Source organism: Streptomyces xingningensis (assembly GCF_054957865.1).
The window spans coordinates 104,910-115,077 of the sequence record NZ_JBDJPF010000013.1; the positions used below are offsets into that span (position 1 = coordinate 104,910).

Here is a 10,168-nt window from a genome sequence, read left to right on the forward strand (position 1 = left end):
CATCGGTGCCGGGTGCGTGTGGTAAACGGCCCCACCCCCCTTGGGGGTTACGGCCTGGTCCACCCCCTGCCGCCGACCCGGGCCGTTACGGCCCCGCGCGGTCTCCCGGGGCGCGAAGTGCCCGGTGCCGGGGCCGCATTCACGAAGACAGGTGATATCGGGGAATCCCAAGAACAGGTCATCGGGTATCCGGCGGGCGTCACCCTGAATACGCGCTTGTCCTATGCCAATCGCCGGGTGCGCGTCGGGAGCTGCACGGCATCCGCGAGCCCGCCGCCGGGCAGTGTCACGGCGAACCGTACCCTCTGGTCAACCCGCAGGTCAGCACAGTCCTTTCATCCCCCGGAACCCGGGTCGGCGAAGGCTGTCCACTGCTACTGTCGCGCGTCATGGAGCAGCTCTTCTCCCCTGACGAACTCGTCCGCATTGAGGCCGCCGCACAAAAAAGCGGCCATTCCGCGCGCGATTGGGTGCGCGACATCGTTCTCAAACGTCTCTCCGGCGACTCGGATAGGACACATATTTCGCACCGCCGCACAACAAGGGCCGATTTCGAGGACGCCGTATGGCCCGTCACCCTCCACCGCCGCTCCGGTGGGGTCCTCCAGGAGCTGCATCACGCGGGCTGCTGGGTGCCCAAGGGCAGCGAGGAGACACTGACCACCGCCGAGGCCCGGGTGCAGATGGCCACGCACGAGGTGCGCCCGTGCGACGCATGCCAACCGGAGAGATTCCTGACGCCGTACGCCTGATGCCCTCCCCTACCACCGGCTCCGTCACCGGCCTGGCGCCAACGCCTGTGCACCACGGCCGAGTCCGCCGTCGCGCGGGCGAACGGCGGACTCGAGACGGGCGCGGGGCGTCAGCGGCGCCGGAAGGCCTTGCGCACAAAGTGCACGATCAGCCAGATCACCAGGATCACAAAGAGCACGATGATGATCACCAGGATGATCAGGAACTTGCCCAGCTTCGCGAAGAAGCCCTTCTTCTTTTTCTTCGCCAGCGTCTGATGGCCGGCAGCGTCCTGCCGATGGTGCGCCACGGCCCGGGCGTCGTGCTGAGCCGCGAACCCCGTCGTCGTGGCTGTCGTGGCCGTCGTGGCCGTCATGGCTGTCGTGGTGGTCGTGACGGCCGCCGCCTCGGTCACGGTGGTGTGCTGTGCGGTCCGGGCCACGGGATGCGAGCTCACGGCCGAGGCGGGCGCGGCCAGCAGAGCGGTACCCAGCGCGAGGGCCACGATGGCGGAGATCCGGCGGGCGAGGCGCCCCCGGTACCGTCCCTCGTGCTTCTGCTCGCTCTTCATCGACGCCCCCTGTTTCCGGTGCTGATTGACTGTCGGACCCCCATTATCGGCACAGCTGCGAGGTGCCCAGCAGGGCGCATGCCGGGTTCCGGCGCCACCGGACGCAACCGGGCGCGGCGCCCGGATTCCGCACACGACCCGGACCGGCGCGGTCTCAGCCGCTCTTACGGCGGAAGGAGCGCTGACCACCGGCCTTGCCATGGGTGCCATGGATCTTGGAGCCATCACGGCCCCGGCCGTTGGCGCCCGCGTCGGCCGATCTGCCGCGCTTGCGGTCCAGCGCCTCCCGGAACTTGCGCTTCACCTCTTCCTCGTGGTTCTCCGCGCCGCCCTGTGCGTCTGTCTCAGTCATGAAAACCTCCTGGCCATACGGTATTTCGCCATAGCTTCGCATATGTGGGGACCGGTCGGCCCCGCTCGCTCACACCGCCGACGCGTCCGGGCCGAAGCGGCTGCGCACCGCGGTCTGGACCTCGGCCTCCTCGGCGGGGTCGGCCGCCAGTCTGCGCAGCCGGTCCACCACGCGCGCGTCCACCGTGACCGCGTGGTGGGCCGCGAGCTCGCGCGTGGACTCCTCGCAGTCCCAGAGGCATTCGACGGCGAACCCGGCGGCGAACGAGGGGTCCGTCGCCGCCAGGGCCCGGGCGGCGCGGCCCCGCAGGTGGGACGAGGACGTCTCGCGGTAGACGTGCCGCAGCACGGGGGCGGCGCAGCGGATCGCGAGCCGCCCGGCGCCGTCGACCAGGTCCCACAGGACGGGGGCGTCGGGGCCCTCGGTGCGCACGGTCCGGCGCAGGGCGCTCAGGACGAGCGCGGAGTCGTACTCGGCGCCCCGGCAGGCGAGCATCCCGGCCGCGGCAGCGCCGAGGGGGTCGGTCCGGTGGACCCAGGCGCGGGCGCGCTCGAGGGCGGCCGGGCCGCGCATGCGCTCGAAGGCGGCGACCGCGGCGACCGCGATGAGCCCGTCGGCGTCGGCCGCGGCGCTCTCGACGAGGTCGAGGGCCTGCGGGTCGTCGTGCTCGGCGAGGTAGCGCACGGCGGTGGCGCGGGCGGCACCGGGGGCGAAGGCGGCGGCCTCGATGATCTCCAGCCGGTCCTCCGGGCCCGCTACCGCGGTGAGGCAGCGGGTGGCGAGCACATGGCGGTGCTGGACGGGGTGCAGGGCGAGCCCTTCCTGGGCCCAGTCCAGGACCTCGCGCACGCTCCAGCCGGGACGGGGCCCGGCGGGCCGCAGTTGGCGCTGCCAGCGGTCGAAGGAAGCCTGTTCCTGTGCGGAGCGCACCCGGGCGGCGATCGCGGGGGTGTGCTGGTCGTCCGCCCAGATCCGCCATGGGCGGGGCTCGAAGGCGTCGCGGACGGTCGCGGCGAGCGCGGCTTCACCCTCGGGAGTGGCCGGGAACCTGGCGAGGATGCTCCCGCCGAGGGCGGCGAGGGCGGTGTCCCCGTCACGGAGGGCCAGCTCGTCGAGGGCCCACTTCCAGTTGGCTCCGGTGGCGGCGTAGCGCCGCAACAGCGGGAGGGCGTCCTGGCGGCCGTAGGAGGCGAGGTGCCCGAGGACGGCGAGGGCCAGGCCGGTGCGCTCCTCGGCAGTGTCGATCAGGTCGTCCGGGTGGAAGAGGTGGCGCTCGATCTCACCGAGCCCGCCGTCGAGGTCCAGGTAGAGCCGCGCGTAGTAGAGGGAGCGGTTCTCGACCTGCCAGTCACGGCGAGGGTCGTGGAGCACACAGCGGTTCAGCGCCACGAGGGCCTCGGCCCGGGGTGCCGCGAGGGCGTGCAGGGTCCCGTCGCCGCGGCCTCGCTGAAGGAGGCCGAGCAGGGTGCCGCTGGGCGCTATGTCTGGATCGAACATGAGGTCAGCATCCGGTGCGGGGAGTCGGCTGGCAACGGGATTTCCGTCGTCCGGCATTCTTGCCGGTGTCCACCCGGACCATGCCGGGTGAACTGTGGAAACTCGGGGGCTCCCGAGCGCCCGCAGCCTACCCGGAGTTGAGCATTCCGCCGAGTCGCGCCCGATATGCCCATCACACCGGTGGCATATGCCGGTCGCATCACCGTATCGAGTATTGCCAAAGTGGTTACGAGCCGTCGCTCCCTGTGCAACAGTCGTTACCGCACTCTTCCCGGCCGTTCCGCGGATCCACCGGCGTTCGGCTGCGCCCCGCCCGTATCGGAGTAAGCGATGCCGTCGCCCTTCCCCGCGGATGTCCCCGCGGACCGCCCCGCCACCGAGCCGCCCGGCCGGCAGGCGGTCGATGCCCTCATCACCCAGGCACGCCGGCTCCGGGGCGGGGTCGACGCGGTGCGCCGGGCGGCGGCAGAGGGCGCCGAGCGGGCGGACGACCCCCGCACCCGCTGGCAGCGCGCGCTGTGCGAGCTCGCCGCACACCAGCTGGCCGGCCTCGACGAGCAGCTGGGGCAGCTCCGTGACGGACTGCCGCCCAAGGCCGCGGGGAAGCGGGCCGAGGAACCGCCCGGGGCGATCGGGGACCCCCCGCCCGGCCGGGTGGGCAGCGCCGAATGGAACCTCCTCACCGACGATGTGACCTGGTCCGATGAGCTCTTCGAGCTCTTCGGACGGCGTCCCGCGGACGGCGCGCTGACGCTGGACGAGCTGCCCTCCTGGCTGGTCGAGGAGGACACCCCGCTGCTGACCGCACTGGTCACCGACTGCCTGGTGGACGGCAAGCCGATCGACGGCGAATTCCGGGTGGTGCGCCCCGACGGCTCCCTGCGCACGCTCCATATGCTGGCCGAGCCGGTGCTCGACACCGATGGCTGCACGGCCACGATGTGGGCGGTGCTGAGAGACGTCAGCGAGCTGCGCCGCAGCCGGGAGGCGGTCGACCGGACCGGTGACGCGCTGCGGCTCGACCGGCAGCTGGCCCGGGCGGAGCGCCATCTGGCGGTCGAGCTGCAGGAAGCCGTGCTGCCACCGTGGTACGGCTCGCCCCGGCTCCCGGGCGAGGCGCGGCTCCCGGGCGAGGAAGGCAACGGCACGCTCGACCTGGCCGCGCGCTACCTCCCCTCCCCGACGAGCGCCCTCGTCGGCGGCGACTGGTTCGATGCCCTCCCGCTGCCCGACGGGCGGACACTGCTGAGCATCGGCGGCCTCGCCGGGCACGGGGTGACCGCCGCCTCCACCATGGCCGTGCTGCTGGGCGCGGTGCGCGGGATGGCGGTCGCGGGCGCCGAGCCCGGCCCGCTGATGGGCTGGCTCAACCACCTGCTCGACGCCTCCGCGCAGCCCGCCCTGGGCAGCGCGGTCTGCTGCCGTTACGACCCCCGGACCCGGGCCCTGTGCTGGTCGCAGGCCGGACACCCCGCCCCGCTGCTGTTCCGCGACGGGACGGGGCGCGCGCTGCGGCCCCCGCAGGGCGTGCTGCTCGGAGCCGTCGCCGATGCCACCTACGCACAGGCCGAGGAGCAGCTGCTCCCCGGTGATGTGCTCCTGCTGCACACCGACGGCCTGTCACCACGGGGTGCCGGGCCGCGAACCGCCATGAGCACGGAGCCCCTGCTGGAGCTGGCACCGCGGTTCGCCGCGGCCAAGAGCGCCCAGGAGTGCGTACGGACCGTGCTGGAGGAGCTCGGCGGGCAGGACCGCGAGGACGACGCATGCGTACTGGTCGCCCGCATCGGCTGCTGACCGGCCGCCCGGCGCCTGCGCGCCAACCCCCGCTGTACGGGACCGCGTTGGGCCGCTAGGCGGTCGCGATCCGGCCCCTTCCGGATCCCTTCGGCAGCGCCTGCTGAATCTCCTGGCGCAGCTCCGCGATCCGGGCGAAGCCCGCGTACTTCCCCGTGAGCCGGTACATCTCGCGCAACCGGTCCCAGGTGCGGTGCGAGGAGGTCTCGCCGATGGTCACCAGGGCAAGTCGGGCATAGGTATCGGCCTGCTCGGGATCGTCACTGATGAAACAGGCGGATGCCAGGGAGATGTAATCGAAGATCACGGAACGTTGGTGACCGCTGCCCCGCAGCCGCAGCGCCTCCTTGGCGTGCCGCTGCGCGATGACCGCGACCGAGGGATCGTGTTCCGCGAGCGTGCGATAGGCCAGCGCCTGCATGCCATGGAGATCGGCCTCGTCGAACATCTGCATCCAACTGGGCGGCGGCACATCGCTCCGGTCCGAGACGAAGAGATCCTCGGCCTCGCCCAGGGTCCGCCGCATGGCCTGGCCGCGGCCCATCGAGGCCTGGGCCCATGCCTCGACGGTGTAGAGCATGGCCTGGGTGCGGGGCAGGGTCTCGCCCCCGGAGCCGGACTTGGCGAGCTTCATCAGATCCAACGCGTCGTCCGGGCGGCCGAGATGCACCATCTGCCGGGCCGCGCGGGACAGCGCCTCGCCCGCCCGCGGCCGGTCGCCGCCCTCCCGGGCGGCGTGTGCGGCGATGACGAAGTACTTCTGCGCGGTCGGCTCCAGGCCCACGTCGTGGGACATCCAGCCGGCCAGCACCGCGAGGTTCGCGGCGACCCCCCACAGCCTGCGCTGGAGGTGCTCCGGGTGGTGGTAGGCGAGCATCCCGCCCACCTCGTTGAGCTGTCCGACCACCGCCTTGCGCTGGAGCCCGCCGCCGCGGGCCGCGTCCCAGGCGCGGAAGACATCGACCGAGCGCTCGAGTTCATCGATCTCGGTGGAGCCCACGGGGACCGCCTCATAGCGGTCGTACCCCGCGGGGTCGGCGTGCAGGGTGTCCCGTAGGGGGTCGTCGAGCCGGGGGCCGTCGGAGGCGAGCACCGGATCGGTGTGCAACCAGTCGTGCATCGCTCCGCTGAGTGCTGAGCCTGCGGTGAGCGCGGCGCCCGCGCCCACCAAGCCGCGTCGGTTGAGCATGAGGTCCATTCCCGTGAATTCGGTGAGGACCGCGGCGGTCCGCTCGGGTGGCCAGGGCAGCCCGTCGTGGGACTGTTTTCTGCCCGCCCGCCCGCGCCGGCCGAACCCGAGGTCCTCGATGGTCACGACACGACCGAGGCGCTCGGTGAAGAGGGCCGCCAGCACCCTGGGCACCGGATCGCGGGGGGACTCCCCCGTGTCGATCCAACGCCGCACCCGTGAGGTGTCCGTCGCCAGCTGCGGATGGCCCATGACCGCCGCCTGCCGGTTGACCAGCCTCGCGAGCTCGCCCTTGGACCATCCGGCCAGGCCGAACAGGTCCGCAAGGCGGGTGTTGGGTTCCCTCGTCACGTCAAGCCCCCAGGTTCCTCGGCTGACTTGAAGGTATCGGCCCGTCATGGGCCAAGCGAGTATTCGCCAGGGTTCGCCAGGGTCCGCCACATGGTGTGCCACCCGCGCCCGGGTGTGATGTAGGAACGCGCCACCCCGGCCACCCGGCAACCGGCCACACGGGCACTGCATTCCCCAGGGTGCACACGGCCCTGCGCACGGCCCGGGGACCGGGGAGCGTCGCAATTCGCCGGCACACGAAGGGATCTGTTCCGCCCATGTATGCAGCATCGTCCTCCGTGTCCGCTCCGCTCCGGCCGCCGCGGCCGCAGCAGCTCCGCCCGCCGCAGAGCGGTGGCGGGCCGTACCTCGACCCCTCCCATGCCGTGGGAGCCGCGTTCGGGGGTGGACGGACGCGAAGGGGGCCGGGGCTCGCCGCACAGCCGCTCAGCGGGAGAATCGACCTGTCCGGCCCCCAGGGCGCCCAACTCCGGTCGGTGATCACGGCGGTGCACCGCATCTGCCCGGAGTTCAACCCCGTTCAGGTGCTGCGTCGTGGCGGGGGCTCCGTGCTGCTGGTCGGCACCGCGGGGCGCAGCAGCGCGGTGGCGAAGTGCTTACTGGATCTCTCTCCCGTGGAAGCCGAGCGGTTCAGGCATGAAATAGCTACGTATCGCGCGTTCGTCAGGCACCGTCCGCCGGTGCGGGTGCCCCGCCTGATCGCCGCCGACCCCGACAACTGCACCCTGGTCATCGAGCGGATGCCGGGCCGCCCGGCGGCCGCCCGGCGGCATCCGGCGGACACCCCGCCGCGTGCCGATATCAGGGCGGCGCTCGGCGCGGTCTGCCGGGTCAATCTCTGGCGGCCGCCGGCGGGCATGTTCGACATGCCGCTCGACTACGGCAAGCGCATTGCGCGCTACCACGAGCTGGGTCTGCTCACCGATCGCGACCTGGGCGACCTGCAGAAGCTGCTGCACGGACTGGCCCATGTCCAGGGGCAGTTCTGCCATGGCGACGCCCAGCTCTCCAATGTCCTGCTCTCCCCCGCCGGGCCGGTGCTGGTCGACTGGGACCGCGCCGGCTGGTATCTCCCGGGCTACGACCTGGCCACGCTGTGGACCGTCCTCGGCGACGCCCCGGTGGCCCGTCGGCAGATCAGCCAGTACGCACAGGCCGCGGGGCCCATCTCCCGTGACGCCTTTCTGGTGAATCTGATGCTCGTCCTCACCGGTGAGATCCGGACCTATGAGATGGCCGTGCAGCGCACCATGCACGACCCGGCGCCCCCCGGCGCGGCCGACTCCGGAGAGGAGCAGCGGCTGCTGCTCCGCAGGCTGCACGACGACTGTGCGCTCGCCAGGCGCGCGGTCCGGGCGGCCGTCGGCACCCGCTGACACTCGCTCAGGACACTCGCCGACACGCCGCGCCCAAGGCGCGGCGTGTCGGCGTTCACTCATATCGCCCATGGCATCCCACGATTCCAGCGGCACAGGCGTTGACGTGCACAACACCCCCACTCCAGTCTGATTGACGGATCGTCTGCCACCCATGGGTGCTTGGTAGGTTCGGCTCCGTCGCACGGCACGGCCCGTCCTGAGGAGGCTGCATTGCGAGGACTCGCCCCGGAAGAATCACGGAGCACTCCGCGGAGAGCTCCCCGAAGAAGCCGCCACTCCCGACGGGCGGCCGGCGCGCTGGCGTCGGCCGCCCTGCTGATGCCGCTGTTTTCCATGGTGGCCGCCGGGCCCGCCGCGACCGCCGAGCAGCAGCACGGCGACTCCCTGCAAAGGGAGTTCGCCGCGGCGGCGGCGGAGTACCACATCCCGCAGAGCGTGCTGCTCGGCGTCTCCTATGTGGAGTCGCGCTGGGATGCGCATGCCGGAGCGCCCAGCGTGTCCGGCGGCTACGGCCCCATGCACCTCACCGACGCCGCCACCGCCCGGACCGCCGACCCGCGCCAGGACCGGCCGGGCGAGGACGCGCGCGGCGACACCGCCCGGCCCGCCACCGCGGGCCGGCCCGCGGTGCCCGCGCCCGGGGCGCTCCCCGAGCGGCTGCGCACCCTGCAGCGGGCCGCCGGGCTCACCGGCCTGTCCGACCGGGCGCTGCGCCAGGACACCGCGGCCAACCTGCGTGGCGGCGCCGCGCTGCTGGCCGCCGCGCAGCAGCGGCTCGGGCTGCCGGCCGGCGGCAACCCCGCCGAGTGGTACGGGGCGGTGGCGAGCTACCCGGCCGCCTCGGACACGGCGACCGCCGCCACCTTCGCCGACGATGTCTTCGAGGTGATCCGCACCGGACAGCGGCGCACCACCGACTCGGGTGCGCGCATCGACCTCCCCGCGGATCCCGAAGTGGCGCCCCGCACCGAGCAGATCCGCCGGCTGGGTCTCGCCCCGGCCCCGGCCGCAGGCGTCGAATGCCCGCCCACGGTGGCCTGCGAGTCGATCCCGGCGCCGTACCAGAAGCTCGAGGGCAAGGACAGCTACGGCAACCACGATCTGGCGGACCGGCCCGCGTCGCAGAAGGTCGACTTCATCGTCATCCATGACACCGAAGGGACCTGGGAGACGACGATGAAGCTGATAAAGGATCCCGCGTATGTCTCGTGGAACTACACGGTGCGCTCGGGGGACGGGCACATCGCCCAGCATGTGCCGACCAAGGACGTGGCCTGGCACGCGGGCAACTGGTATGTGAACTCCAAGTCGGTCGGCATCGAGCACGAAGGGTTCCTCGCCCGGCCCGACGCCTGGTACACGGAGGAGATGTACCGCACGTCCGCCCGGCTGGTGCGGTATCTGGCGGGCAGGCTGAACATCCCCCTGGACCGGCAGCACATCCTGGGCCATGACAATGTCCCGGGCACGATCCCCCAGGCCATCAGGGGCATGCACACCGACCCGGGCCCCTACTGGGACTGGGAGCACTACTTCGAGCTGATGGGCAAGCCCTTCCATCCCACGGCGAGCCCGTTCAGCGGCATGGTCACGATCCTGCCCGACTACGACGAGAACCGGCCGGTCTACACGGGCTGCGACAAGCCGGGTCAGAACTGCGCCCCGCACGGCTCGGGCGCCGTCCGGCTGCACACCGGCCCCAGCGAGGACGCCCCGCTGGTCAAGGACATCGGGCTGCGCCCGGACGGCGGCCCGTCGACCACCGATGTCAATGACGTCGGGGCCCGGGCCTCCACCGGACAGCAGTTCGCGGTCGCCGACCGCGTGAGCGGCTGGACCGCGATCTGGTACCTGGGCCAGAAGGCCTGGTTCCACAACCCGTGGTGGGCGCCGACGGCCGTGGGCGCCCGCGGGAAACTCATCACGCCCCGGGCGGGCCTGACGGAGATCCCGGTGTACGGGCGCGCCTATCCGGAGCCGGAGGCCTACCCGGCCGGGGTGCCCGTACAGGCGGTGACACCGCTGCCGTACAAGCTGTCGGCCGGGCAGACCTATGTGCTGGGCGGGTCGGCGCCCGGTGAGTATCTGTGGGCGACCACCTTCGATCCGGCGGGCCACCGGGTGGTGCGGGGCAAGGACAACTACTACGAGATCCAGCTCGGGCACCGGGTGGCCTTCGTCAAGGCCTCCGATGTGACGGTCCGGTCCGTCAACTGGTAGCGCCCCGGGGCCCGGCACGGTGTCCGGACCCTGTTGGTTAATCCGGGCCCATGCGTGACGTCGGTTCCCAAGACCTGGTT

General features: G+C 72.1%; 8 protein-coding genes. 4 read left to right on the plus strand and 4 right to left on the minus strand.

Going from position 1 to position 10,168, the window contains the following annotated elements; genetic code table 11:
- Window positions 1–389: 389 nt before the first annotated feature.
- The gene (locus ABCR83_RS09975; protein ID WP_462694520.1) at window positions 390–752 is read left to right on the plus strand and encodes a DUF6233 domain-containing protein; all 363 of its coding nucleotides are present in this window, start codon (window positions 390–392) and stop codon (window positions 750–752) included.
- A gap of 110 nt (window positions 753–862) precedes the next feature.
- Here the strand turns inward: ABCR83_RS09975 and ABCR83_RS09980 are convergent, their stop codons facing one another.
- From ABCR83_RS09980 to ABCR83_RS09990, 3 genes are all read right to left on the minus strand, one after another.
- Window positions 863–1,303: a hypothetical protein gene (locus ABCR83_RS09980; RefSeq protein WP_462694521.1), complete on the minus strand. Its 441-nt coding sequence runs from the start codon at window positions 1,301–1,303 to the stop codon at window positions 863–865.
- A 154-nt stretch (window positions 1,304–1,457) separates the two neighbouring features.
- Window positions 1,458–1,655 carry a DUF5302 domain-containing protein gene (locus ABCR83_RS09985; RefSeq protein WP_462694522.1) on the minus strand — a complete coding sequence of 66 codons (198 nt, stop codon included), beginning with the start codon at window positions 1,653–1,655 and terminating at the stop codon, window positions 1,458–1,460.
- A 69-nt stretch (window positions 1,656–1,724) separates the two neighbouring features.
- A complete protein-coding gene (locus ABCR83_RS09990) occupies window positions 1,725–3,152 on the minus strand; it encodes a HEAT repeat domain-containing protein (protein WP_462694523.1) in 1,428 nt (475 codons plus the stop codon).
- A 330-nt stretch (window positions 3,153–3,482) separates the two neighbouring features.
- Between ABCR83_RS09990 and ABCR83_RS09995 the strand changes: the two genes are divergently transcribed.
- Window positions 3,483–4,949, plus strand: a complete 1,467-nt coding sequence (locus tag ABCR83_RS09995) for a PP2C family protein-serine/threonine phosphatase (RefSeq protein ID WP_462694524.1) — start codon at window positions 3,483–3,485, stop codon at window positions 4,947–4,949.
- A 55-nt stretch (window positions 4,950–5,004) separates the two neighbouring features.
- Here the strand turns inward: ABCR83_RS09995 and ABCR83_RS10000 are convergent, their stop codons facing one another.
- Complete coding sequence (locus ABCR83_RS10000; RefSeq protein ID WP_462694525.1) at window positions 5,005–6,489, minus strand: DNA-binding protein NsdB; 1,485 nt, start codon at window positions 6,487–6,489, stop codon at window positions 5,005–5,007.
- Between the two features lie 257 nt (window positions 6,490–6,746).
- Here ABCR83_RS10000 and ABCR83_RS10005 point away from each other — a divergent pair, with 257 nt between their 5' ends.
- Both ABCR83_RS10005 and ABCR83_RS10010 read left to right on the plus strand, forming a co-directional pair.
- Window positions 6,747–7,865, plus strand: a complete 1,119-nt coding sequence (locus ABCR83_RS10005; protein ID WP_462694526.1) for an aminoglycoside phosphotransferase family protein — start codon at window positions 6,747–6,749, stop codon at window positions 7,863–7,865.
- A 213-nt stretch (window positions 7,866–8,078) separates the two neighbouring features.
- Complete coding sequence (locus tag ABCR83_RS10010) at window positions 8,079–10,088, plus strand: N-acetylmuramoyl-L-alanine amidase (protein ID WP_462694527.1); 2,010 nt, start codon at window positions 8,079–8,081, stop codon at window positions 10,086–10,088.
- The last annotated feature ends 80 nt before the right edge of the window (window positions 10,089–10,168 follow it).

Coding starts and splice junctions, on each gene's coding strand:
- ABCR83_RS09985 (WP_462694522.1), bottom strand. CDS start 1,655: ATGACTGAGACAGACGCACAGGGCGGCGCGGAGAACCACGAGGAAGAG.
- ABCR83_RS09980 (WP_462694521.1), bottom strand. CDS start 1,303: ATGAAGAGCGAGCAGAAGCACGAGGGACGGTACCGGGGGCGCCTCGCC.
- ABCR83_RS09995 (WP_462694524.1), top strand. CDS start 3,483: ATGCCGTCGCCCTTCCCCGCGGATGTCCCCGCGGACCGCCCCGCCACC.
- ABCR83_RS09990 (WP_462694523.1), bottom strand. CDS start 3,152: ATGTTCGATCCAGACATAGCGCCCAGCGGCACCCTGCTCGGCCTCCTT.
- ABCR83_RS10005 (WP_462694526.1), top strand. CDS start 6,747: ATGTATGCAGCATCGTCCTCCGTGTCCGCTCCGCTCCGGCCGCCGCGG.
- ABCR83_RS09975 (WP_462694520.1), top strand. CDS start 390: ATGGAGCAGCTCTTCTCCCCTGACGAACTCGTCCGCATTGAGGCCGCC.